The sequence below is a fragment of the Pseudomonas sp. NPDC087690 genome, from assembly GCF_044743175.1.
Classification (GTDB): domain Bacteria; phylum Pseudomonadota; class Gammaproteobacteria; order Pseudomonadales; family Pseudomonadaceae; genus Aquipseudomonas.
Genome location: NZ_JBIUVX010000008.1, coordinates 80,189 through 104,126, shown reverse-complemented (window position 1 = coordinate 104,126; position 23,938 = coordinate 80,189). Strand labels below are relative to the sequence as shown.

The following is a 23,938-nucleotide window of genomic DNA, read 5'->3' as shown; positions in this document are numbered from 1 at the left end:
CCTGCATCCGTTGATGCAGGTCAGTTATTTTCCCTCCTTTATCTCCCTTCCTTGCTGGTATTGATCCCGGTCAATTTGTGCGTCTGTGTGTTTGGTAACTTAGGTCCATCGCAGCAGAGCAGGGGCCAGGAGGCCAATCATGTTTTTCGATAACGTGGTGTTTGCCGGGGTCCTGACTGTAGGGCTGATGGTTCTGTTTTTTGCAGGGTTTGGATTTTTTATCTGGAAGGATGCGAATAAGCGCAAGAAGTGATTCTTCTGGATTGATGAGCACGCAAGGCATTTTGGGGCGACTTCGGTTGCCCCTTTTTTTTTGTGTCTTGGCGGCCTTTGGGCCGACCAGGTTTGGGGTTGTTTTGTGTGAATATCCGTTGCTTCGGGTGTTGCTGATTTTGGTTCCGCCCTTACGGCGGGTCACTTTTTCCAGACGCCCGGAATGCCGGCCCAGAAAAAAGTAACCAAAAAGGCTTGCTCCTACGTGCGGCCCGCTCGCTGGGGCTCGGGGTTCCTTCGCTCCGGGATTGATCCGGGCGCAGCGCCTACGGTTTGCTTCGCTGCACCTCCTCTCGCTGTGTTTGGCTGCGCCAAACGGTCGCTGCGCTCCCACGCCCGGATCAATCCCTCCACTCAGCCTTCCGACGTCGCCCGTGGATCAAGATCAAGAGCAGGCGAGCTGACACTCGGCCTATTGAGTGGTGAAGAGCATGGGTGTTCGACTTTTGATTTGCGTTGTTGCTGCCCCTCACCCCAGCCCTCTCCCGGAGGGAGAGGGGGCCGATTTCTGGGCTTTTCAAGATCTGAGTTCAACGCGGTATCGCACGTCGGCGTACCTTCCCCAAACACCTCGGTCAGTCCCCTCTCCCTACGGGCGGTCCGACGTTTCGGGAGGGCTAGGGTGAGGGGCTCTTGCTTCAAAGCTTCAAAGCTTCAAAGTCTGAGTTCGGCTCGGTATTTCATGTCAGCGTAGCTCGCCCAAACACCTCGATCAGTTCCCTCTCCCTCTGGGAGAGGGCTAGGGTGAGGGGCTTTTGATCTGGCTTTGGCTTTGGTTTTTGATCTTTTGCCCCATCGGCAGGCCGAGCGTAGGTGTTCATCCGGGGGTAGGCGCGCAGCGCCGTGCGGCGTAGCCGCATACATCGAGAGGAGGTGCAGCGAAGCAAACCGTAGGCGATGCCCCCGGATGGACACCGTAGCGAGGGAACACTGAGCCTCAGCGAAGTGCCGTACGCCGGGGCAAGCCTTTTTGGTTACTTTTCGCTGGGCCGGCATTCCGGCGTCTGGAAAAGGTGACTCGCTGTAAGAGCGAAACCGCCAGCGGCAGCACCCGCAGCAACGGATATGCCCCCAATCCCAACCCCCCAAACACAAAAAAAGGCGCGATCCTCACGAATCGCGCCTTTCTCATGCACAGCTATCTATCAACTACCCAATGCCTTCGACGCCAGCCAGAACAACCCGGCCGACAGCGCAACAGTCGCCGGCAAGGTCAACACCCAAGCCAACAGAATGGTCCGCACCGTGCCACCCTGCAGGCCGCTCTTGTTGGCGACCATGGTGCCAGCCACGCCCGAAGACAGCACGTGAGTGGTCGACACCGGCAGGCTGAAGATGTTGGCCATACCGATAAGGCTGGCAGTAGTGATCTGCGCCGACATGCCCTGGGAATAGGTCATGCCTTGCTTGCCAATCTTCTCACCAATGGTCAGAACAACGCGCTTCCAGCCGACCATGGTGCCCAGGCCCAGAGCCAGTGCAACCGCCAGAATCACCCAGAACGGCGCGTATTCGGTGGTGGTGGTCAGGTCTTTGCGCAGCTTGTCGAGGTCAGCCTTTTCACGGGGTTCCAGGCCAGGCAGCTTGCCCACCTTCTTCGCGGTGTCGTCCAGGCACAGCAGGTAACGACGCACTTCGATGCGGCTATCGGACGACAGCGAATGGTAGTCCGCTACACCTTTGAGGGTGTGCAGCAGGGCGGAAATGGTCGGTTCGGTCTGCTGCGGGTTGCAGCGGAATTTCTCCGGCAGGTCGCCTTCCACGCTCTTGCCCAGGGCCAGGAATTCACCCAGCGAATCGGCGTTGCGCTGGTAGAACTGGCTCAGGTGCAGGGTCGCGTCGCGGGTGCGTTCGATCTGATAGGTGGTGCTGTTCAGGTCGAGCACGAACTGCGCCGGAACGATACCGATCAGCACCAGCATGATCAGGCCGATGCCTTTCTGGCCATCGTTGGAACCGTGTACGAAGCTCACGGCCATGGCCGAGATCACCAGGACCAGACGGTTCCAGAACGGTGGGTGCTTCTTGTCGTCGATCTTGCGACGCTGTTCCGGTGTCTTGTGCATCTTCGACAGCGGGCGCCACCATTTCAGGCCGATCAGGATCAGCGCGGCGATCAGGAAGCCGGCCATCGGCGAGAACACCAGCGAGGCGCCGATATCGATCGCTTTCTGCCAGTTCACGCCATCTGCCAACGGAATGTCGTTGATCAGGGCGTTGGCCAGGCCGACACCGAGGATCGAACCGATCAGCGTGTGCGAGCTGGACGCCGGGATACCGAAGTACCACGTGCCAAGGTTCCAGGCGATTGCCGCGGCGAGCAACGAGAACACCATCGCCAGACCATGGCCGGTGTTCACATTGATCAGCAGCTCAACCGGCAGCAAGTGGACAATGGCATACGCCACGCCAACGCCACCCAGCAGTACGCCGAGGAAATTGAACACACCGGAGAAGAACACCGCCAGGTGAGGCGGCATGGCTTTGGTGTAGATAACAGTGGCTACCGCGTTAGCGGTGTCATGAAATCCATTGATGAACTCGAAGGCGAGGACAAACGTCAGGGCGAGCAAGAGGCTCACAAGCACCCAAGCATCCAGTCCGCTGAATAAATCGATCATGAAGGTTTTCTGACCCGGTCGTAAGGGGGCGCGATTATGCCAGAAAAGACTGGAAATCGATGCCCTACCTGCTCGTCGGTAACAATCTTCTTCGATTTAATTTGTTGCAGCGCGTTAAAACCAAGCGTCACACAGGGTTTTTCAACCTGTTGATTTTATTGGGAAAGCGCTTTTTTTCAGGTCGCTTTTGCCGGCGCATTGGAGGCTCAAACGCTTGTCTGAAATATCTGTGAAACCTGTAGGAAGCTCCCCTTCACCCTGTAGGACGGGGAGATAGCCGCTGCCCGCGGGTAGCGGGCGCGCAAGGCAAGGTCTATACACCGCGCTTGTAACCGGTGCGCACGCTTGCCCCCGAAGAATTCAAGCAGCGGGGCTCATGGCTCTTCGGCTTTGAGTTCCTTTTCGATCTTTTCTATTTCCTGCTTGAACACCTGATCCTGAACGGTGGGGCGTTTACGCCACGCTTTGCGTTCTGGTTCGGGCTGGGCGGCGTAGGTGGTGACTTCCCCGCCGTAAACTTCCTTGTAACGTTGTTCCTGGCGCTCAAGTTCCGCGCGCAGTTCGTCTTTCGTCACAGTGCTACCTGTTTGATTTGAGTTGAATGTCTGGTGAAACGCACTGCAACAGATCGATTGAGCGACCCCGTCGAGTGCGCAACGCCTGTGCAGGCATTGGTGTCATCGACAGGGCGATCAAGACTTCCGTGTTACAGGCGGCTACGGCACCAGATTAAAACTGACGCAGCATCAGTTTCCTGTTTCAGCGAGCGTTGGCGTTGCATGAGTAATGAACGTCAGGCGCTGGCCGGGTCCGACAGCGATGGCATCGCGTCAGCGGGTGGCAACCTCGGTGATTAAAACAGGTTGTCACTGAGTGCATTATAGCGGTCGATTCGGGAATGACTATCTTTGCCAAGTTAAAAACGGTTCCGGATGTGTGATCGTTTTGTTACTCGCAACTTTTATTACTAGTTGAACTGCAAGCCGAGCGTTATTTACTGACCGATCTGTTTTTGGCGCCATTTAGTCGATCAACTAAGAAGGTTCAGTTTGCTGCTGAAGTTGCACAAGCGTCTCGGTTGTGCGGATTGCGGCGTAGGTTGCATTGCGATTATCGGTCTGCCGTTCGATAATCGCCCAATCTTGGCGTCCCAGCCCTTGTGCATCTGTTGGCCAGTCGCTTGTATAGCCATTGATCCGTGCGGTATCCGGAAATAAGGACAGGAAATGAACGATCAAATGCGCAACTCCTTCACCTCCGTGGCGCCACCGATTGTCGCCTCGCCAGCCAAGCGGATTCAGGCGCTGACGGGCGACCCGGATTTCATGACCTCGCTGGCCCGTGGTCTGGCCGTGGTCCAGGCCTTCCAGGAACGCAAACGTCATCTGACCATCGCGCAGATCAGCCACCGCACGGAAATTCCCCGCGCCGCCGTGCGCCGTTGCCTGCACACCCTGATCAAACTCGGCTACGCCACCACCGACGGCCGCACCTATTCATTGCTGCCGAAAGTGCTGACCCTCGGTCACGCCTACTTATCGTCAACGCCTCTGGCGGTGTCGGCGCAACCCTACCTCGACCGCATGAGCGAGCAATTGCACGAAGCCTGCAACATGGCCACGCTCGAGGGCGACGACATTCTCTACATCGCGCGTTCGGCAACCACGCAGCGGCTGATTTCGGTGGACCTGTCGGTGGGCGGGCGCCTGCCAGCGTACTGCACGTCGATGGGGCGGATTCTGCTGGCCGCGCTCGACGATACGTCGCTGCGTGAGTATCTCGATCACGCCGAACTGGTCGCCAAGACCAGCCGCACGATCCACACCCCTGACGCGTTGCTCGAATGCCTGCAGGAAGTGCGGCAGCAGGGCTGGTGCATCGTCGATCAGGAATTGGAGCAAGGTTTGCGCTCGATTGCTGTGCCGGTTTACGACGCCTCGGGCCAAGTCGTCGCGGCGCTCAACGTCAGTACCCACGCCGGTCGCGTCAGCCGTACCGAGCTGGAGCAGCGCTTCCTGCCGGGCCTGCTCAGTGCCAGCCGCGACCTCAGTGCGCAGTTGTTTGCCTGATGAAGCTGTTCGATAAACGCACAGTGTTGCGTTTATCGAATTGACGCTAAAACCCCCGGATCATTAATGTCGCGGCAGCGTCATCCGGCGCTGATGTGAATGAGCCCGCCGGACTGTCGACCCCCATAATAATGACAAGAGGCAACTCACCATGCGCACGCTCCCCGACTGTCTCCGCTCCAACCGCTGTTGCCGGGTTCGCCGCAACGCCTGATCCAGCTCTTCTATTCTTGTGACCGTGCCGCTCCTTGGCCGGCCGCCGTTCGACTGCGTTTTTTGCGTGGAATAAAAATAATGAACCAGCCTCAGTCCGCTGTGGGTAACTGCCTCGACGTGCAGACCTTCATCAATGCCCAACCGATCTCGCGCTATCAGTGGCGGGTGGTGATTCTGTGTTTCCTGATTGTCTTCCTCGATGGCCTCGACACCGCCGCGATGGGCTTCATTGCCCCGGCGCTGTCGCAGGATTGGGGCATCGACCGCGCCAGCCTCGGCCCGGTGATGAGTGCCGCGTTGATCGGCATGGTCTTCGGCGCACTGGGTTCCGGCCCGTTGGCTGACCGCTTCGGGCGAAAAGTCGTACTCGTCGGCGCCGTGGTTCTGTTCGGGGCCTTCAGTCTCGCGTCGGCGTACAGCACCAACGTCGAACAACTGCTGGTGCTGCGCTTCTTGACCGGCCTTGGCTTGGGCGCAGGGATGCCGAACGCAACCACGCTGCTTTCGGAATACACCCCGGAGCGCAAAAAGTCGCTGCTGGTGACCAGCATGTTCTGCGGTTTCAACCTCGGCATGGCCGGCGGCGGGTTCATTTCCGCCAAGCTGATCCCGGCGTTCGGCTGGCACAGCCTGCTGCTGATTGGCGGGATCCTGCCGCTGATCCTCGCGGTGGTGCTGCTGTTCTGGCTGCCGGAATCGGCGCGCTACCTGGTCGTGCGTAACCGTGGCACCGACAAGGTGCGCAAGACCCTGGCGCCGATTGATCCGGTCACCGTCGCTCAAGCCTCCAGTTTCAGCGTGCCTGAACAGAAGACCGTCAAGGCGCGCAACGTGTTTGCGGTGATCTTCTCCGGCACCTACAGCACCGGCACCTTGCTGCTGTGGCTGACCTATTTCATGGGCCTGGTGATCGTCTACCTGCTGACCAGTTGGCTGCCGACGCTGATGCGTGACAGCGGCGCGAGCATGGAGCAAGCCGCTTTCATTGGCGCATTGTTCCAGTTCGGCGGGGTTTTGAGCGCGGTGGCTGTGGGATGGGCAATGGACCGCTTCAATCCGCACAAGGTCATCGGCATTTTCTACCTGTTGGCCGGGGTGTTTGCCTACGCGGTAGGGCAGAGCCTTGGAAATATCACCTTGCTGGCAACCTTGGTGTTGGTGGCGGGGATGTGCGTGAACGGTGCGCAATCGGCGATGCCGTCACTGGCGGCGCGGTTTTATCCGACCCAAGGGCGGGCGACTGGTGTGTCGTGGATGCTGGGGATTGGCCGCTTTGGCGCGATTCTCGGGGCATGGATGGGCGCCACGTTGTTGGGCCTGGGCTGGAATTTCGAGCAGGTGCTGACGGCGTTGGTGATTCCGGCGGCATTGGCCACCACGGCGGTGGTGATCAAAGGCATGGTCAGTCATGCGGATGCGACCTGATATTTCGATGTAAAGCGAAAAGATCGCAGCCATCGGCAGCTCCTACATGTGAACGCGTAACCCTGTAGGAGCTGCCGAAGGCTGCGATCTTTTGCAGGCAACACGAACCGATAGGCTGACAACAATCTGTTCGATAAACGAACGCTCAGTCGATTATCGGATTGTTTGGCCAATTCCCCAGGCTTAATCTGCAGTGACTCCGGCGCTGAACCTCGCGCCTTTTTATCACTGGCGATTCATTACAAAAACAGGAGCCCGCTCCATGGCTGAGATCCTTTCGCTGCACGACGCGGTGAAGCAATTCGTCAACGACGGCGACACCGTCGCGCTCGAAGGCTTTACTCACTTGATCCCTACGGCTGCGGGTCATGAAATCATTCGTCAGGGCAAGAAAGATCTGACGCTGGTGCGGATGACGCCTGACCTGATCTACGACCAACTGATCGGTGCCGGTTGCGCACGCAAACTGATTTTCTCTTGGGGCGGCAACCCGGGCGTCGGTTCGCTGCATCGTCTGCGTGACGCGGTCGAGAAGCAATGGCCGCACGCGCTGGAAATCGAAGAACACAGCCACGCTGACCTGGCGAATGCCTACGTCGCCGGCGCTTCCGGACTGCCATTCGCGGTGCTGCGTGCCTACGCCGGTTCCGACCTGCCGAAGGTCAATCCGCTGATCAAAACCGTGACCTGCCCGTTTACCGGTGAAGTGTTGGCGGCGGTGCCGTCGGTGCGCCCGGACGTGACCGTGATCCACGCACAGAAAGCCGACCGCCAAGGCAACGTCCTGCTGTGGGGCATTCTCGGTGTGCAGAAAGAAGCCGCACTGGCCGCCAAGCGCTGCATCGTCACCGTCGAAGAAATCGTCGATGACCTCAAGGCACCGATGAACGCCTGTGTACTGCCGACCTGGGCCTTGAGCGCGGTCTGCCACGTGCCCGGTGGTGCACACCCGTCCTACGCCCACGGTTACACCGAGCGCGACAATCGTTTCTATCAGGCGTGGGATCCGATCGCCCGCGACCGTGAGACGTTTACCGCGTGGATCAACGAATACATCCATGGCTGCGCTGACTTCAGTGCGTTCCAGGCCAAGTTGGCCGCTGCTTCGGAGGCCAAGTAATGACTTACACCACCAATGAAATGATGACCGTCGCGGCGGCCCGTCGCCTGAAGAACGGCTCGGTATGCTTCGTCGGCATCGGCCTGCCGTCGAAAGCCGCCAACCTTGCGCGCCTGACCTCGTCGCCGGACGTGGTGCTGATCTATGAGTCGGGCCCGATTGGCGCCAAGCCAAGCGTGCTGCCGCTGTCGATCGGTGACGGTGAGCTGGCGGAAACCGCTGACACCGTCGTGCCGACCGGTGAGATTTTTCGCTACTGGTTGCAGGGCGGGCGCATCGACGTCGGTTTTCTCGGCGCCGCGCAGGTCGACCGTTTCGGCAACATCAACACCACCGTGGTTGGCGATTACTTCTCGCCAAAAGTGCGTCTGCCGGGTGCCGGTGGCGCGCCGGAGATTGCCGGTTCGGCGAAAAGCGTGTTGATCATCCTTAAACAGTCGGCGCGTTCGTTTGTCGACAAGCTCGATTTCATCACCTCGGTCGGTCATGGCGAGGGCGGCGATTCGCGCAAACGTCTGGGCCTGCCGGGCGCCGGGCCGGTTGGCATCATCACCGACCTGTGCATCATGGAACCGGAAGAAGGTACCCACGAATTCGTCGTCACCGCTTTGCATCCGGGCGTAACCCGCGAGCAAGTGGTCGCGGCCACCGGTTGGGCGATCCGTTTTGCCGAACATGTTGAAAACACCGCTGAACCGACTGAAGTCGAACTGACTGCACTGCGCGATCTTGAAGCGCGCACCGCCGCGGCCCACGGCCAGGCACCGGGAGAAGCATGATGCGTGAGGTTTATATTTGCGACGCGATTCGCACGCCGATCGGCCGTTTCGGCGGCGGATTGTCCGCCGTTCGCGCCGATGACCTGGCCGCGGTGCCGATCAAGGCCCTGATGGAGCGCAATCCATCGGTGGACTGGAACGCCATCGACGAAGTGTTCCTCGGCTGCGCCAACCAGGCCGGCGAAGACAACCGCAACGTCGCGCGTATGGCGCTGCTACTGGCCGGCCTGCCGGACAGCGTACCGGGCGTGACCCTCAATCGCCTCTGCGCTTCGGGCATGGACGCGATCGGCACTGCATTCCGTGCGATTGCCAGCGGTGAGATGGAGCTGGCGATTGCCGGCGGCGTCGAGTCGATGTCCCGCGCACCGTTCGTGATGGGCAAGGCTGACGCGGCGTTCTCGCGCAACATGAAGCTGGAAGACACCACCATCGGCTGGCGTTTCATCAACCCGTTGATGAAGGCGCAGTACGGCGTCGACGCGATGCCGCAGACTGCCGACAAAGTCGCCGACGACTATAAAGTCTCGCGCGAAGACCAAGACGCGTTTGCCTTGCGCAGTCAGCAACGTACCGCCGCCGCGCAGGCCGCCGGCTACTTCGCCGAAGAAATTGTTGAAGTGCGGATTGCCCACAAGAAGGGCGAAACCGTGGTCAGCCAGGACGAACATCCGCGTGCCGATACCACGATTGAAGCGTTGACCAAGTTGAAACCGGTCAACGGTCCGGATAAAACCGTCACCGCCGGCAATGCCTCCGGGGTCAACGACGGTGCTGCCGCACTGATTCTGGCGTCCGCCGAAGCGGTCAAAAAACATGGTCTGACCGCCCGCGCCAAAGTGCTCGGCATGGCCAGCGCCGGTGTAGCGCCGCGCGTGATGGGCATCGGCCCGGTGCCGGCGGTGCGCAAACTGATCGAGCGCCTGGGCGTCGCGGTCAGCGATTTCGACGTGATCGAACTCAACGAAGCGTTTGCCAGCCAAGGCTTGGCAGTGCTGCGTGAACTGGGGCTGGCGGACGACGCCGCGCAGGTCAACCCGAACGGCGGGGCGATTGCTCTTGGTCACCCGTTGGGCATGAGCGGTGCACGTCTGGTGCTGACCGCGCTGCATCAGTTGGAAAAGACCGGCGGCAAGAAAGGTCTGGCGACCATGTGCGTCGGTGTCGGCCAAGGTCTGGCCCTGGCCATCGAACGCGTCTGACGCCAGCCGTGACGAAAAAGAACAGAGGAAAGCGACATGTCTGACAAGCCTGGTTACCGTCGTCCGCAGGAAGGCACTCAGCCTGATTACCTGCACCCGACGTATCAATCCACCAACCTGCGCTCGCCGTCGAAGCCGTTGGTGTTTCTGCCGCACTCGCTGTCGGAAATCACCGGCCCGACCATCGGCGCTGAGCGTGTGGGCGACACCGATAATGACTTGACCGCCCAGCATGAAGGCGAGCCGCAGGGCGAACGCATCATCATTCACGGCCGCGTGCTCGACGAAAACGGTCTGCCGGTGCCGGGGATTCTGGTGGAGATCTGGCAGGCCAACGCCGCCGGTCGCTACAACCACAAACGCGACCTGCATGACGCGCCGCTGGACCCGAACTTCACCGGCACCGGCCGCACCGTCACCGACGCCGACGGCTGGTATCAGTTCCAGACCATCAAGCCCGGCGCCTACCCGTGGGGCAACCACCACAACGCCTGGCGTCCGGCGCACATCCACTTTTCGCTGTTCGGGCCGAGCATTCTCACCCGCTTGGTCACGCAAATGTATTTCCCGGGCGACCCGCTGCTGGCTTACGACCCGATCTACAACTGCGTGCCGGACACTTCGGCCAAGGAACGCCTGATCGCCAGTTTCGATCTGGAAAAAACCATTCCGTCCTACGCCCTCGGTTATCGCTGGGACATCGTGCTGCGCGGGCGTGAAGCCACGCCGATGGAGAAATAAGATGACGCTGACTGCGACCACGTCCCACACCGTCGGGCCGTACTACCACATCGGCCTGACCTGGCTGAACCGTGAAGATCTCACCGTTGAGCAGACCCTCGGCGAGCGCGTGGCGATCACCGGGCAGGTGGTGGATGGCAACGGCGATGTCGTCAACGACGCCATGCTTGAAGTCTGGCAGGCCAACGCCGCCGGTAAATACGACCACCCGGAAGACGAGCAGGAAAAACCGCTCGATCCGAACTTTGAAGGCTTTGGCCGTGTGCCGGTGGATGCTGAAGGGCGTTTCCGTTTCACCACGATCAAACCGGGTACGGTTGAAGGGCTGAAAGGTTCGACTCAGGCACCGCATCTGGTGGTGCTGGTGTTTGCCCGTGGCTTGGTCAAGCACTTGCTGACGCGGATCTACTTTGAAGGCGAGCCGGCGAATGTTGATGATCCGTTGCTCGAATGCGTACCGGCTGAACGTCGCCCGACCTTGCTGGCGAAGAAGGATGAATCGGGTGTTTACCAGTGGAATGTGATTCTGCAGGGCACTGATGCCGAGACGGTGTTCTTCGATTATTAAGATCAAAAGATCGCAGCCTGCGGCAGCTCCTACATGATCGTTCCCACGCTCTGCGTGGGAATGCCGCCATGGACGCTCCGCGTCCACCGTGACGCGGAGCGTCACAGGATGCGTTACCACGCGGAGCGTGGGAACGATCAACAGGAGAATGCAGACCCATGTAGGAGCTGCCGAAGGCTGCGATCTTTTGATGTTTCGCCTTGAGGAACGGGACTGTTGCAAAGTATGTCTAGACTCTCACTGTCCCTATCGAGTGAAAAACAATGACAACCACCACCTCCCATTACACCGGTGAAGAGCGCAGCAAGCGCATCTTTGCCATTGTCGGCGCCTCGTCCGGCAACCTCGTCGAATGGTTCGACTTCTACGTCTACGCCTTTTGCGCGATCTATTTCGCCCCGGCGTTTTTCCCCTCCGACAACCCCACGGTGCAACTGGTCAACACCGCTGGCGTGTTCGCCGCCGGCTTTCTGATGCGTCCAATCGGCGGCTGGATTTTCGGCCGTGTCGCCGACAAGCACGGGCGCAAGAACTCGATGCTCATCTCGATTCTGATGATGTGCTTCGGCTCGTTGCTGATCGCCTGTCTGCCAACCTATAAGGACATCGGCGTCTGGGCACCGGTCCTGCTGTTGTTCGCACGCTTGCTGCAAGGCCTGTCGGTCGGCGGTGAGTACGGCACCACCGCGACCTACATGAGCGAAGTCGCGCTCAAGGGCCAGCGTGGATTTTTCGCCTCGTTCCAGTACGTGACCCTGATCGGCGGGCAACTGCTGGCGGTGTCGCTGGTAGTGGTCCTGCAGCAGTTCCTCAGCGAAGAAGACCTGCGTGCCTACGGCTGGCGGATTCCGTTTGTGGTCGGTGCGGTGGCGGCGCTGATTTCGCTGTTCCTGCGCCGTTCGCTGAAAGAAACCACCAACAAGGAAACCCGCGCGCACAAGGACGCCGGCAGCATCGCCGCGCTGTTCCGCGATCACAAAGCCGCGTTCATCACCGTGCTCGGTTATACCGCCGGTGGCTCGCTGATTTTCTACACCTTCACCACGTACATGCAGAAGTACCTGGTGAACACCGCCGGCATGCACGCCAAGACCGCCAGCTACATCATGACCGGTGCGCTGTTCCTGTATATGTGCATGCAGCCACTGTTCGGCATGCTCGCCGACAAGATCGGTCGACGTAACTCGATGCTCTGGTTCGGCGCGCTCGGCACGCTGTTCACCGTACCGATTCTGTTGAGCCTGAAAAGCGTCAGCAGCCCGTTTCTGGCCTTTGTGTTGATCACCGTGGCGCTGGCGATTGTCAGTTTCTACACCTCGATCAGCGGCCTGGTGAAAGCCGAAATGTTCCCGCCGGAAGTCCGCGCGCTCGGCGTCGGTCTGGCCTATGCGGTGGCGAATGCGATCTTCGGCGGTTCGGCGGAATTCGTCGCGCTGAGCCTGAAGAACATCGGCATGGAAAACTCCTTCTACTGGTACGTGACGGCCATGATGGCGATCGCCTTCCTGTTCAGCCTGCGCCTGCCGAAACAGGCGGCGTATTTGCACCACGATCTCTAACCCGATGCGCGCGGGCCGTGATGGCCCGCGCCGGCAAGGACTTTTATGACTCAGCGACCGGGCAATCAATTGTTCGATGCCTACTTCACTGCCCGCGATATGCGCGAGGTGTTCTGCGATCAGGGCCGCGTGCAGGCGATGCTCGACTTCGAAGCGGCGCTGGCTCGGGCCGAAGCGCGGGTCGGGTTGATTCCTGCCTCTGCGCTGGCACCGATTGCGGCGGCGTGCAGCGCTGGTCTGTATGACTTCGCGGCACTGGGCGAGGCGATTGCCACGGCCGGCAATTCGGCGATTCCGTTGGTCAAAGCGTTGGGCAAGCAGATTGCCGCGACCAGTGCCGAAGCCGAGCGTTATGTGCATTTGGGCGCGACCAGTCAGGACGTGATGGATTCCGGGCTGGTGCTGCAATTGCGTCAGGCGCTGGAATTGATTGAAAGCGATCTGGCGCAACTGGCTGACTCTCTCGCTGTTCAAGCACAACGCCATGCAGCGACACCGCTGGCCGGACGCACTTGGCTGCAACACGCGACGCCCGTGACCCTCGGCATGAAAATCGCCGGATGGCTGGGCGCTGTGACTCGCAGCCGTCAGCGCTTGCGCGAACTCAAGCCGCGTCTGCTGGTGCTGCAATTCGGCGGCGCCTCCGGCACCCTCGCGGCGCTGGGCGAACAGGCGCTGCCGATTGCCGAAGCGCTGGCCGAAGAACTGCAACTGACCTTGCCGGAACAACCGTGGCACACCCAGCGCGATCGTGTGGTGGAGTTCGGCGCGGTGCTCGGTTTGATCGCCGGCAGCCTCGGCAAGTTCGGCCGCGACATCAGCCTGTTGATGCAGACTGAAGCGGCTGAGGTGTTTGAGCCATCGGCGCCGGGCAAAGGCGGTTCGTCGACCATGCCGCACAAACGCAATCCGGTCGGTGCTGCGGTGTTGATCGGCGCAGCGACGCGCGTGCCAGGTCTGGTCTCGACGTTGTTCAGCGCGATGCCGCAGGAACACGAACGCAGTCTCGGTTTGTGGCATGCCGAGTGGGAAACCCTGCCGGAAATCTGCTGCCTGGTGTCGGGTTCGCTGCAACAGGCGAAATTGCTCGCTGAGGGTCTGGAAGTCGACGCTGAGCGCATGGCGCACAACCTCGAACTGACCCAAGGGCTGGTGCTCGCCGAAGCCGTGAGCATCGTCCTCGCCCAGCGTGTCGGCCGCGACACTGCGCATCACTTGCTTGAGCAATGCTGCAAACGCGCGGTGGCCGAACAGCGCCATTTGCGCGCCGTACTCGGTGACGAACCGAAGGTCAACGCTGAGCTGAGCAGCGCTGAACTGGATCATCTTTTGAACCCCGCTCATTACCTCGGTCAGGCGAAAACCTGGGTCGAGCGCGCGGTGGCCGAACACAACGCATTGTCTGACTGAAAGGAGAGGGCTGTGGCTTTCGTTCAACTCGCCGATGGCGAACTGCACTATCAAATCGAGGGCCCGGTCGATGCGCCGGTGCTGGTACTGTCCAACTCGCTGGGCACTGATCTGCACATGTGGGACGCGCAGATGCCAGCGTTCACCGAGCATTTTCGCGTGCTGCGTTTCGACACCCGTGGCCACGGCAAATCGCTGGTGACGCCGGGGCCTTACAGCATCGAGCAACTGGGTTATGACGTGCTCGGTTTGCTGGATGCACTGCACATCGAGCGCGCGCATTTCTGCGGATTGTCGATGGGCGGCCTGATCGGCCAGTGGCTGGGGATCAACGCCGGGCATCGTCTGCACAAGCTGATCGTCTGCAACACGGCAGCAAAAATCGGCGATCCGTCGGTGTGGAATCCACGCATCGAAACCGTACTGCGTGACGGCGCGGCGGCGATGGTTGCCCTGCGTGATGCGTCGATCGCCCGCTGGTTTACCCCTGATTTTTCCGCTGCACATCCGGCCGCAGCCAAGCAGATCACCGACATGCTCGCGGCCACTTCGCCTGAGGGTTACGCGGCCAATTGCGCGGCGGTGCGTGATGCCGATTTCCGCGAGCAACTGGCTTCGATCAACGTGCCGTTGCTGGTGATTGCCGGCACCGAAGATGCGGTGACGCCGCCGGCCGGTGGGCATTTCATTCAGGAGCATGTACGCGGTGCCGAGTACGCCGAGTTCTATGCGGCGCACCTGTCCAACGTGCAGGCTGACGCGGATTTCAGTGATCGTGTGTTGGCGTTTTTGCAGGCTAAGTGAGGAAGTTTTTGTGGACGAGAAACAACGTTACGACGACGGCATGCAAGTGCGCCGCGCGGTGCTCGGTGATGCGCATGTCGATCGCAGCCTGACCACGCTGACCGAGTTCAACTCGGAGTTCCAGGAGATGATCACCCGGCATGCCTGGGGCGATATCTGGACACGTCCGGGCTTGCCTCGGCACACGCGCAGCCTGATCACTATCGCGATGCTGATTGGCATGAACCGCGAAGGTGAGCTGAAACTGCACCTGCGTGCGGCGGCCAATAATGGTGTGAGCCGGGGCGAGATCAAGGAAGTGATCATGCAGAGTGCGATTTATTGCGGGATACCGGCGGCGAATGCGACGTTTCATTTGGCTGAATCGGTTTGGGATGAGCTAGGAGTCGAATCCCGGGAATAGTCGTTGGCCGGGCTGACGCCATCGCGAGCAGGCTCACTCCTACATTTGGAATGCGTTCCCCTTTAGGAGTGAGCCTGCTCGCGATAGCGATAGTGGCCGCGACAAATCAGACGGTGGCCACAATAAATATCCGCTTGAACGCAAACAACGTATGCCCATCGCTCTCCTGCGGATAATGCTTATGCACGCGCATCAGATAGTGATAAATAAACCGCGCCTGTTCCGCAGAATTCAGCGCCTGCATCACCGGCCGTAGCGCCGAAACCTTCACCCAGTCGTACACCGGTGATTTGCCGTCGACTACCTGCAATTGCTCGGTCTCCCAGATATCCAGCGACGAGGTCAGCGGCGCGAGCAAGCGGTAGTAATCTTCCAGCGCCAACAACGGCCGCGCCGCCATGCGCTGACGCAGCTCAGGGGTGCCCATCGGCGTGCCACCGGGGCCGCCGTTTTCGAGGGTGTCGAGCATCAGCCGATACCACAGCGCATCGCGCCAGTCCGGCATGTGCGCCGCCAGACAACCGCCGGGATTCAGATAACCGAGCAGGTGCGGCAGCAGCGTTTCATGGCCATCGATAAAGTGCAGCACGGCGGCGGCGAGCAGTAGATCTGCCGGTTGCTCCGGTTGCCAGTCGAGCAGATCGCACTGTTTCCACAACGCTTTGACCGGCAGACAGCGCGCTTCGGCGAGCATCTGTGCCGAGCTATCGATCCCCTGCAACTGCGCGCGCGGCCAGCGTTTGGCCAACAATTGCGTAGCAATGCCGGTGCCGCAGCCAAGGTCGTAAATGCGTTGCGGGTTCGGCAGGTCCACACGGTCAAGCAGTTCATGGACCGGTCGTTGCCTGAGACGGGAAAACTGCTGGTACGCCTTGGCGTCCCAGTCGGGTGTTGCAAGACGAGAGATCATTGAGGTGGTCCTCCGGTGATCGTTGGTGTCTTCCGATGACAACCTGGCTCCCAGCTTGAGGACCGACTACGACGACGGAAGCGGAAAGGTGAAGCACCTGAGTCCTTCAGGTTTTGTCACTTTACCTGCCGACCGGCAAAGTGCCACTTCTCCTGACCAATGGCACAAATCCAATGTAGGAGCTGCCGAAGGCTGCGATCTGTTGATCTTAAAAACAAGATCAAGAGATCGCAGCCTTCGGCAGCTCCTACAGTTTTGATCGGTGATTAGAGGAGGCTGATCGGGTAGCTGACGATCAAGCGGTTCTCGTCGAACTCGTTGTTGCTGAAATCCCGGCGCATGGTCGAGTTGCGCCATCTGACGTTGAGATCCTTCAATGCGCCGCTCTGCACGGTGTAGCCCAGTTCCGATTCGCGGCCCCATTCCTTGCCGTCGGTGATCGTCCCGGTGTGCACATTGTCGCCGCTGATATAGCGGTTCATCAGGGTCAGGCCGGGGATGCCCAGTGCCACGAAGTTGTAGTCATGGCGCACTTGCCAGGAGCGTTCCTGCGCATTGTCATAACTGGCGTTGTAACTGTCGTTGGCCAGGGTGCCGCCGCTGGTGCCGTTGACGCGCATCCAGGCGCTGTCGCCGGTGAGCTTCTGCAGGCCGACATAGAAGGTGTTGCCGCCGTACTTCGCCGAGAACATGCCCGACCAGGTCTTGTTGTCGAGATCGCCGGCGCGGGCGCTGCCATCGTCCTTGCCGTAGAAGAAGCCAAGGTTGGCGCCGAGGGTCCAGTCGCCCAGTGGTTGGCTGTGGATCAGGTTGACGTATTGCTGGCTGTAGATGTCTTTGAGTTCAGCGTTCCACAAACCGATCTGCGTGCGTTTTTCGTTGAAAACATACTCACCGCCTTGAAAGTTGAATCGATCAGAGGTGAACGCCGCTTTGCCGGTCATCGACATGTCGCTCATGCTGCTGTCGTCGCGCGGGCTGTTGGCGCGGAACTGGCCGCCGTAGAGGGTCAGGCCGTCGATTTCCTTCGAGGTGATCTGCCCGCCACGGAAGGTTTGCGGCAGCGAGCGACCATCGTCTGAACGCAGGATCGGCAGCACCGGCATCCACTCGCCGACTTTCACTTCGGTCTGGGAAAGCCTGGCTTTGAAGGCGACGTTGGTGCGGCCGAAGTTGTCCGCCGGGCGACCGTCGTGATCCAGCGGCAGCAACTGCGTGCCACCCGTGCCTTTGCCGCCATCGAGTTTCACCGAATACAGGCCGAGCACGTCCATGCCGAAACCGACGGTGCCTTGGGTGAAGCCGGACTTGGCGTCGAGGATGAAGCTCTGCGTCCACTCTTCGGCCTTGCCCTGAGCTTTGGTCGGGTTGGTGAAATTGCGGTTGATGTAGAAGTTGCGCAGGTTGAGGTTGACCTTGGCGCCTTCGACGAAACCGGCTTCTTCAGCCGCAGCGGGAAGGGCTGCACCGGCCAGGGCCAGGGCGATCAGGCCAGGAAATGCATAAGGCGCAGGGGAGGTGGTCATGGGCTCGGGTCTCTCTTGTTTTTTTAGGGCGAACGGGGGCGCTGCGGCCGTTTTTTACGGTGCAGAAATGCATGGATTCAGGGAATGAAGCGGCGGCGATCAGCCGGATGGAGCAGGGCGCGGGAGCATGTGGCGAACCTGTTGTTATTGGTTTTGTGGCTCGAATGGTGCGGGGGGCGGTGGTGGAGATTCAATCGGCGGAAGCGGGTTTTGGGCGATTATCGAACGCAAGATTTGGTCGGTGTATTGGGTGAATGTGAGGGCGTCATCGCTGGCAAGCCAGCTCCCACAGGTTTTTGTGTCGTTCACAATGTTGGGTACACCACAGAACATTGTGGGAGCTGGCTTGCCAGCGATGGGGCCAGTCCAGACACCACAACTTTCTCAGACACAACAAAAAGCCCACCAATCGGTGGGCTCCTTGTATTCAGCCGATGATGATCAGAACAACTTCATCTTCGGCGCTTCTTCTTTCAGCGGTTCGTTCTGCGCGGTCTGCGCATTCCAGCCACCACCCAGGGCCTTGTACAGGTTGACCGCACTGGTCAGCTGCGCGAGGCGGTCGGTGATCAGCGCTTGTTGCGCGCTGAACAGCTGACGCTGGGCATCGAGGAAGGTCAGGTTGCTGTCGACGCCGATGCGGTAGCGACGTTCGGCCAAACGGTAGTAATCCTGGTTGGCCTGAACGAAGTCACGCTGCGCTTGCAGCTGTTCGGTGTAGGTCTGGCGTGCGGCCAGGCCGTCGGCGACTTCCTGGAAGGCCGTCTGAATGGACTTCTCGTAGTTCGCCACGCCAATGTCCTTCTGGATCTTGGCGGCGTCGAGGCTGGCGCGCAGGCTGCCGGCGTTGAAGATCGGCAGGTTGATCTGCGGCTGGAACAGCCACGTCCCCGAACCACCCTTGAACAGACCGGACAGGTCCGGGCTCAGGCTGCCCGCGTTGGCGGTCAGGCTGATGCTCGGGAAGAACGCCGCACGGGCCGCGCCGATGTTGGCATTGGCCGCTTTCAGGTTGTACTCGGCTTGCAGGATGTCCGGACGACGTTGCAGCAAGTCCGAAGGCAGACCCGGCGGTACATCGCTGAGCAGGTCATCCGACAGCGGTTTGGCCGCTTGCAGATTGGCCGGGATACCGGTGCCGAGCAGCAGCGTCAGGCTGTTTTCGTCCTGTGCGACCTGACGGGTGTAACGCGCCAGTTGTGCACGGGCGTTCTCGACCGAGGTGCGCGACTGCGCCAGATCCAGCGCCGAAGCCACACCGACTTCGTTGCTGCGGCTGGTCAGCTTGTAGCTTTCTTCGAAGGCACCGAGGGTGTCTTGCGTCAGCTTGAGCAGTTCCTTGTCCGCTTGCCAGGTCAGGTAAGCATTGGCGACGCTGGCGACCAGACTGATCTGGGTGCTGCGGCGTGCTTCTTCAGTGGCGAAGTATTGTTGCAAGGCCTGCTCGCTCAGGCTGCGCACCCGACCGAACAGGTCGAGTTCGTAGGCGCTGATGCCGACGGTGGCGGAATACGAACTGCTGATCATCGAGTCGCCCGTCGTCGACGCGCGAGCCGGCAGACGTTGACGGCTGCCGCTGGCATTGGCCGAAACGGCCGGGAACAGGTCGGCACGCTGGATGCGGTATTGAGCCGCGTAAGCATCGATGTTCAGCGCCGCGACACGCAGGTCACGGTTGTTTTCCAGCGAAACCTGGATCAGCTGTTGCAGCGCCGGGTCATGGAAAAACTGCTTCCAGCCCTGCTCGGCAGCGGCCTGCGCCGGAGCCTGGGCCGGCGAATACGCCGGCCCCTGTGGGTACTGACCTGCGACCGGAGCCTCAGGCTGCTGATAGTCAGGTATCAGCGAGCAACCGCTCAGCACGAAGGCGGCGACTGCGATGGAGAGTAGCGACTTGCTCATTGGCCAGCCTCTTTAGGAGTTTCAGTAGTCTCATCCTCGTCAGCGATCTTACGCTGGCCGATGGACGAAACCGTAACGAAGAACAGTGGGACCCAGAAGATCGCCAGGATCGTGGCCGTGAGCATACCGCCAATCACACCCGTACCGATCGCATGTTGACTGCCTGAACCGGCGCCAGTGGAGATCGCCAGCGGTACAACACCGAGGACGAAGGCCAGCGAGGTCATGATGATCGGGCGCAGACGCATGCGGCAGGCTTCGATCGCCGCATCACGCAGGCTACGCCCTTGTTCATGCAATTCTTTGGCGAACTCGACGATCAGAATGGCGTTTTTAGCCGCCAGACCAATGGTCGTCAACAGGCCCACCTGGAAGTACACGTCGTTGGACAGACCGCGCAGGCTGGTGGCCAGCAGCGCACCGATGATCCCCAGCGGCACCACGAGCATAACCGCGATCGGAATCGACCAGCTCTCGTACAGCGCCGCCAGACACAGGAACACCATCAGCAGCGACAAGGCGTACAGCGCGGGCGCTTGCGAACCCGACAGACGTTCCTCATAGGACAGACCGGTCCAGGAGATACCGACACCCGCCGGCAGCTTCTTGGCAATCGCTTCGACTTCGGCCATCGCATCACCGGTGGAGTAACCCGGCGCCGGAGAACCGAGGATCTCCATCGCTTCCACACCGTTGTAACGCGCCAGTTTCGGCGAACCGTAGATCCACTCGCCTTTGGCGAAGGCGGAGAACGGCACCATGGTCCCGGCGTTGTTGCGCACGTACCATTTCTTCAAGTCTTCAGGGCTCATGCGAGCACCGGCCTGACCTTGCACGTAGACCTTCTTCACACGACCGCGATCGATGAAGTCGTTGACGTAGCTACTACCGAAGGAGATCGACAGCGTGCTGTTGATGTCGGTGAGGCTCAAGCCAAGGGCCTGGGCTTTCTCGTCGTCGATTTCCAGGTGGTATTGCGGTTCATCGTTCAGGCCGTTCGGACGCACCTGATAGAGCACTTTGCTCTGCGCGGCGAGGCCGAGGAACTGGTTACGCGCTTCCATCAGTTTGTCGTGACCGATACCGGCGCGGTCTTGCAGGAACACGTCGAAACCGGTGGCGTTACCCAACTCCAGTACCGCAGGCGGGGCGAACGCGAACACCATGGCATCGCGGAAAGTGAAGAAGTGTTGCTGGGCACGTTGGGCCAGGGCAAACACGCTGTTGTCCGCGTTACGCTCGTCCCACGGCTTGAGCATGATGAACGCCAGGCCAGAGCTCTGACCGCGACCGGCGAAGTTGAAGCCGTTCACGGTGAACACCGAGGACACTGCGCCTGCTTCTTTATCCAGCAGGTAGCTGCGCATTTCGTCGATCACCACCTGAGTACGCTCGGCACTCGAACCGGCCGGGGTCTGCACCTGGGCGAACAGTACGCCTTGGTCTTCTTCCGGCAGGAACGCGGTTGGGATGCGGGTGAACAGCCAGATCATGCCGACCACGATCAGCAGATAAGCCAGCAGGTATGGCGCTTTGCGCGACAGCATGTTGCCGACACCGCGCTCGTAGCTCTGCACACCACGGTCGAAATTGCGGTTGAACCAGCCGAAGAAACCCTTCTTCGGCGTGCCATGCTCGCCTTTCGGAATCGCCTTGAGCATGGTCGCGCACAGCGCCGGGGTGAAGATCAGCGCGACCAGTACCGACAGGGCCATGGCCGACACGATGGTGATCGAGAACTGCTTGTAGATCACACCGGTGGAACCGCTGAAGAACGCCATCGGCAGCAATACCGCCGACAGCACCAGCGCGATACCGACCAGTGCACCCTGGATCTGGCCCATGGACTTCTTGGTCGCTTCCTTCGGTGACAAGCCTTCTTCGCTCATCACCCGCTCGACGTTTTCCACCACGACGATGGCGTCGTCCACCAGCAAGCCGATGGCCAGCACCATACCGAACATGGTCAGGGTGTTGATGCTGAAACCGAACGCCGCGAGGATGCCGAATGTACCGAGCAATACCACCGGCACGGTCATCGTAGTGATGACGGTGGCGCGGAAGTTCTGCAGGAACAGGAACATCACCAGGAACACCAGCACGATCGCTTCGACCAGGGTTTCAACCACACCTTTGATCGACTCGGTCACCACAGGAGTGGTGTCGTACGGGAATACCACTTCCATGCCTTCCGGGAAGAACGGCTTGAGGTCGTCAATCGTCTTGCGCAGCGCTTTGGCGGTGTCGAGGGCGTTGGCACCGTTGGCCAGTTTTACCGCCAGACCAGAGGCCGGGCTGCCGTTGAACTGCGCAGAAATGCTCGAGTTTTCACCGCCCAGACCGACGTCAGCGACGTCGCCGACACGCACTTGCGAGCCGTCCTGGTTAACCTTCAGCAGAATCGCCTTGAACTGCTCGGCAGTCTGCAGACGGGTCTTGCCGATGATCGTCGCGTTCAGTTGCTGGCCCGGCAATGCCGGCAAGCCGCCGAGTTGACCGGAAGACACCTGGACGTTCTGTGCCGAGATCGCGGTGCTGACATCGCCCGGGGTCAAGTTGTACTTGTTCAACTTGGCCGGGTCGAGCCAGATGCGCATCGCGTACTGGGCACCGAAGACCTGGAAGTCACCGACACCGGCGGTCCGCGAGATCGGATCCTGCATGTTCGACACGATGTAGTTGGACAGGTCGTCCTTGGTCATGCTGCCGTCACGCGATACCACACCGATAACCAGGAGGAAGTTTTTCACTGCCTTGGTCACGCGGATACCTTGTTGCTGCACTTCCTGCGGCAACAGCGGGGTAGCGAGGTTCAGTTTGTTCTGAACCTGTACCTGCGCGGTGTCGGAGTTGGTGCCTTGCTCGAAGGTCGCGGTGATGGTCATGCTGCCGTCGGAGTTACTTTCCGACGACACATAACGCAGGTTGTCGATACCGTTGAGCTGCTGCTCGATCACCTGGACCACGGTGTCCTGCACGGTTTGCGCCGAAGCGCCCGGGTAGGTCACGGAGATCGCAATGGCCGGCGGCGCAATGCTCGGGTACTGGTTGATCGGCAGTTTCAGGATCGAAAGTGCCCCGACCAGCATGATCACCAGGGCAATTACCCAGGCGAAAATCGGACGGTCGATGAAGAATTTTGACATGAATTACTCCCCTTTGCCGCCGGCGGCTTTGTCAGCTGCCTGAGCGGGGGCCGGGTTCTTGTTGCCGACATTGGTGGCTTCGGACGGGTTGACCTGAACACCCGGGCGCACGTACTGCAGCCCTTCGGTGATCAAGCGATCGCCCGCTTTCAAGCCGTCTTCGATCAGCCACTGGCTGCCAACGGTGCGGCTGGCCTTGAGCTGACGCAGTTCGACCTTGTTGTCGGCGCCGACGACCAGTGCGGTCGGGGTGCCTTTGAGGTCACGGGTCACGCCTTGTTGCGGCGCCAGAATGGCGGCGGCGTTGACACCGGCCTGCAACTGGGCGCGGACGAACATGCCTGGCAGCAGGGTGTGATCCGGGTTCGGGAACACCGCGCGCAAGGTCACGGAACCGGTAGTCGGGTCGACCGTGACTTCGGAGAATTCCAGCTTACCGTCGAGCTTGTACTGGCTGCCGTCTTCCAGCGTCAGTTTGACCGCTGCGGCGGTATCGCCGGACTTCTGCAGGCGACCGCTTTCCAGCTCACGACGCAGTTCCAGCAATTCAACCGAGGACTGGGTGACGTCGACGTAGATCGGGTCCAGTTGCTGGATCGTTGCCATCGCGTCGGTCTGGCCATTGCTGACCAGTGCACCTTCGGTGACCGAAGAACGACCGATGCGGCCGGAGATCGGCGCGTACACCTTGGTGTAACGCACGTTGATCTGTGCGGTCTGCAACGACGCTTCCGATTCCATGCGGTTGGCCACTGCGGTGTCGTATTCCTGACGGCTCACGGCCTGCTCGTCGACCAGTTGCTTGTAGCGATCGGAGATCGACTTGGTCGAACGCAGGTTGGCTTCGGAGCTTTTCAGGGTCGCTTCATAGACCGACGGATCGATCTGGTACAGCTGCTGGCCGGCTTTGACATCGCCGCCTTCCTTGAACAGACGCTTGAGAATGATGCCGTTGACCTGCGGTCGAACTTCAGCGATGCGGAACGCACTGGTGCGGCCCGGGAGTTCGGAGGTGAGGGTAAACGCTTGTGGTTGCAGGGTGACGACGCCGACCTGAGGGGGCGGAGCGGCCGGTGCCGCTTCTTCCTTTTTACATCCGCTGAGCAGCGATGCCAGGGCGACGGCAGTGACCAGAGCGGTAACAGCTGGCTTGAATTGCATGAAGATCCTCGGGTCAGGCGCGCAAAGAGCGCACAAGAAGTGTGTAAGGGTAAAAAAAGGATACCGGGTGGATAAGTAGCTTGCTAAGTAATATACTTACGTT

The 23,938-nt window shown here is 60.2% G+C and carries 20 protein-coding genes; 12 read left to right on the top strand and 8 right to left on the bottom strand.

What is annotated here, in order from left to right:
- The first annotated feature begins 139 nt into the window (after positions 1-139).
- The gene (ccoM, locus tag ACIPIZ_RS12215; RefSeq protein WP_003222396.1) at positions 140-253 is read left to right on the top strand and encodes a cytochrome c oxidase subunit CcoM; all 114 of its coding nucleotides are present in this window, start codon (positions 140-142) and stop codon (positions 251-253) included.
- A gap of 1,165 nt (positions 254-1,418) precedes the next feature.
- Here ccoM and ACIPIZ_RS12210 read toward each other — a convergent pair.
- The 3 genes from ACIPIZ_RS12210 to ACIPIZ_RS12200 form a co-directional block, all read right to left on the bottom strand.
- Complete coding sequence (locus ACIPIZ_RS12210; protein ID WP_105707491.1) at positions 1,419-2,894, bottom strand: inorganic phosphate transporter; 1,476 nt, start codon at positions 2,892-2,894, stop codon at positions 1,419-1,421.
- A 374-nt stretch (positions 2,895-3,268) separates the two neighbouring features.
- Entirely contained in the window at positions 3,269-3,469 is a 201-nt protein-coding gene (locus tag ACIPIZ_RS12205; protein WP_008080067.1) for a hypothetical protein, read from the bottom strand.
- A gap of 459 nt (positions 3,470-3,928) precedes the next feature.
- On the bottom strand, positions 3,929-4,132 hold the full coding sequence (locus tag ACIPIZ_RS12200; RefSeq protein WP_163024158.1) for a hypothetical protein: 204 nt from the start codon (positions 4,130-4,132) through the stop codon (positions 3,929-3,931).
- Here ACIPIZ_RS12200 and pcaR point away from each other — a divergent pair.
- The 11 genes from pcaR to pcaC all read left to right on the top strand — a co-directional run bounded on the left by pcaR (position 4,121) and on the right by pcaC (position 15,190).
- On the top strand, positions 4,121-4,963 hold the full coding sequence (gene pcaR / locus ACIPIZ_RS12195; RefSeq protein ID WP_007917109.1) for a pca regulon transcriptional regulator PcaR: 843 nt from the start codon (positions 4,121-4,123) through the stop codon (positions 4,961-4,963). The two genes, ACIPIZ_RS12200 and pcaR, sit on opposite strands and share 12 nt — an antisense overlap.
- A 294-nt stretch (positions 4,964-5,257) precedes the next feature.
- Entirely contained in the window at positions 5,258-6,604 is a 1,347-nt protein-coding gene (locus ACIPIZ_RS12190; RefSeq protein WP_103307045.1) for an MFS transporter, read from the top strand.
- Between the two features lie 262 nt (positions 6,605-6,866).
- Positions 6,867-7,724 (top strand): CoA transferase subunit A, encoded by an 858-nt coding sequence (locus ACIPIZ_RS12185; RefSeq protein ID WP_064393052.1) that lies wholly within the window; start codon positions 6,867-6,869, stop codon positions 7,722-7,724.
- Positions 7,724-8,503 (top strand): CoA-transferase subunit beta, encoded by a 780-nt coding sequence (locus ACIPIZ_RS12180; RefSeq protein WP_064393051.1) that lies wholly within the window; start codon positions 7,724-7,726, stop codon positions 8,501-8,503. The genes ACIPIZ_RS12185 and ACIPIZ_RS12180 overlap by 1 nt, the downstream gene beginning before the upstream one ends.
- Positions 8,500-9,705 carry a 3-oxoadipyl-CoA thiolase gene (gene pcaF / locus ACIPIZ_RS12175; protein WP_401165481.1) on the top strand — a complete coding sequence of 402 codons (1,206 nt, stop codon included), beginning with the start codon at positions 8,500-8,502 and terminating at the stop codon, positions 9,703-9,705. The genes ACIPIZ_RS12180 and pcaF overlap by 4 nt, the downstream gene beginning before the upstream one ends.
- Before the next feature lie 36 nt (positions 9,706-9,741).
- Entirely contained in the window at positions 9,742-10,446 is a 705-nt protein-coding gene (gene pcaH / locus ACIPIZ_RS12170; RefSeq protein ID WP_105707497.1) for a protocatechuate 3,4-dioxygenase subunit beta, read from the top strand.
- 1 nt (position 10,447) lies between these two features.
- Positions 10,448-11,014: a protocatechuate 3,4-dioxygenase subunit alpha gene (pcaG, locus tag ACIPIZ_RS12165; protein WP_064393048.1), complete on the top strand. Its 567-nt coding sequence runs from the start codon at positions 10,448-10,450 to the stop codon at positions 11,012-11,014.
- 263 nt (positions 11,015-11,277) lie between these two features.
- A complete protein-coding gene (locus ACIPIZ_RS12160) occupies positions 11,278-12,573 on the top strand; it encodes an MFS family transporter (protein WP_064393047.1) in 1,296 nt (431 codons plus the stop codon).
- Between the two features lie 45 nt (positions 12,574-12,618).
- Positions 12,619-13,983, top strand: coding sequence for a 3-carboxy-cis,cis-muconate cycloisomerase (locus ACIPIZ_RS12155; RefSeq protein WP_401165478.1), 1,365 nt, complete (start codon positions 12,619-12,621; stop codon positions 13,981-13,983).
- A gap of 12 nt (positions 13,984-13,995) precedes the next feature.
- Positions 13,996-14,787: a 3-oxoadipate enol-lactonase gene (gene pcaD, locus ACIPIZ_RS12150; protein WP_401165476.1), complete on the top strand. Its 792-nt coding sequence runs from the start codon at positions 13,996-13,998 to the stop codon at positions 14,785-14,787.
- 10 nt (positions 14,788-14,797) lie between these two features.
- On the top strand, positions 14,798-15,190 hold the full coding sequence (gene pcaC / locus ACIPIZ_RS12145) for a 4-carboxymuconolactone decarboxylase (protein ID WP_025110738.1): 393 nt from the start codon (positions 14,798-14,800) through the stop codon (positions 15,188-15,190).
- 106 nt (positions 15,191-15,296) lie between these two features.
- Here pcaC and ACIPIZ_RS12140 read toward each other — a convergent pair whose 3' ends face one another.
- The 5 genes from ACIPIZ_RS12140 to ACIPIZ_RS12120 all read right to left on the bottom strand — a co-directional run bounded on the left by ACIPIZ_RS12140 (position 15,297) and on the right by ACIPIZ_RS12120 (position 23,835).
- Positions 15,297-16,100, bottom strand: coding sequence for a methyltransferase domain-containing protein (locus ACIPIZ_RS12140; RefSeq protein WP_401165474.1), 804 nt, complete (start codon positions 16,098-16,100; stop codon positions 15,297-15,299).
- Positions 16,101-16,366: 266 nt separating this feature from the next.
- Entirely contained in the window at positions 16,367-17,626 is a 1,260-nt protein-coding gene (locus ACIPIZ_RS12135) for an OprD family porin (RefSeq protein WP_401165472.1), read from the bottom strand.
- 441 nt (positions 17,627-18,067) lie between these two features.
- Positions 18,068-19,528: an efflux RND transporter outer membrane subunit EmhC gene (gene emhC / locus ACIPIZ_RS12130; protein WP_064393042.1), complete on the bottom strand. Its 1,461-nt coding sequence runs from the start codon at positions 19,526-19,528 to the stop codon at positions 18,068-18,070.
- Positions 19,525-22,674, bottom strand: coding sequence for an efflux RND transporter permease subunit EmhB (emhB, locus tag ACIPIZ_RS12125; protein ID WP_064393041.1), 3,150 nt, complete (start codon positions 22,672-22,674; stop codon positions 19,525-19,527). The genes emhC and emhB overlap by 4 nt, the downstream gene beginning before the upstream one ends.
- A gap of 3 nt (positions 22,675-22,677) precedes the next feature.
- The gene (locus ACIPIZ_RS12120; protein ID WP_401165469.1) at positions 22,678-23,835 is read right to left on the bottom strand and encodes an efflux RND transporter periplasmic adaptor subunit; all 1,158 of its coding nucleotides are present in this window, start codon (positions 23,833-23,835) and stop codon (positions 22,678-22,680) included.
- Between the last annotated feature and the right edge of the window lie 103 nt (positions 23,836-23,938).

What these genes read in the sequence shown, in the direction of transcription:
- ccoM (WP_003222396.1), top strand. Translation starts at nt 140, where the DNA reads ATGTTTTTCGATAACGTGGTGTTTGCCGGGGTCCTGACTGTAGGGCTG.
- ACIPIZ_RS12210 (WP_105707491.1), bottom strand. Translation starts at nt 2,894, where the DNA reads ATGATCGATTTATTCAGCGGACTGGATGCTTGGGTGCTTGTGAGCCTC.
- pcaR (WP_007917109.1), top strand. Translation starts at nt 4,121, where the DNA reads ATGAACGATCAAATGCGCAACTCCTTCACCTCCGTGGCGCCACCGATT.
- ACIPIZ_RS12190 (WP_103307045.1), top strand. Translation starts at nt 5,258, where the DNA reads ATGAACCAGCCTCAGTCCGCTGTGGGTAACTGCCTCGACGTGCAGACC.
- ACIPIZ_RS12185 (WP_064393052.1), top strand. Translation starts at nt 6,867, where the DNA reads ATGGCTGAGATCCTTTCGCTGCACGACGCGGTGAAGCAATTCGTCAAC.
- ACIPIZ_RS12180 (WP_064393051.1), top strand. Translation starts at nt 7,724, where the DNA reads ATGACTTACACCACCAATGAAATGATGACCGTCGCGGCGGCCCGTCGC.
- pcaF (WP_401165481.1), top strand. Translation starts at nt 8,500, where the DNA reads ATGATGCGTGAGGTTTATATTTGCGACGCGATTCGCACGCCGATCGGC.
- pcaH (WP_105707497.1), top strand. Translation starts at nt 9,742, where the DNA reads ATGTCTGACAAGCCTGGTTACCGTCGTCCGCAGGAAGGCACTCAGCCT.
- pcaG (WP_064393048.1), top strand. Translation starts at nt 10,448, where the DNA reads ATGACGCTGACTGCGACCACGTCCCACACCGTCGGGCCGTACTACCAC.
- ACIPIZ_RS12160 (WP_064393047.1), top strand. Translation starts at nt 11,278, where the DNA reads ATGACAACCACCACCTCCCATTACACCGGTGAAGAGCGCAGCAAGCGC.
- ACIPIZ_RS12155 (WP_401165478.1), top strand. Translation starts at nt 12,619, where the DNA reads ATGACTCAGCGACCGGGCAATCAATTGTTCGATGCCTACTTCACTGCC.
- ACIPIZ_RS12140 (WP_401165474.1), bottom strand. Translation starts at nt 16,100, where the DNA reads ATGATCTCTCGTCTTGCAACACCCGACTGGGACGCCAAGGCGTACCAG.
- ACIPIZ_RS12135 (WP_401165472.1), bottom strand. Translation starts at nt 17,626, where the DNA reads ATGACCACCTCCCCTGCGCCTTATGCATTTCCTGGCCTGATCGCCCTG.
- emhC (WP_064393042.1), bottom strand. Translation starts at nt 19,528, where the DNA reads ATGAGCAAGTCGCTACTCTCCATCGCAGTCGCCGCCTTCGTGCTGAGC.
- emhB (WP_064393041.1), bottom strand. Translation starts at nt 22,674, where the DNA reads ATGTCAAAATTCTTCATCGACCGTCCGATTTTCGCCTGGGTAATTGCC.
- ACIPIZ_RS12120 (WP_401165469.1), bottom strand. Translation starts at nt 23,835, where the DNA reads ATGCAATTCAAGCCAGCTGTTACCGCTCTGGTCACTGCCGTCGCCCTG.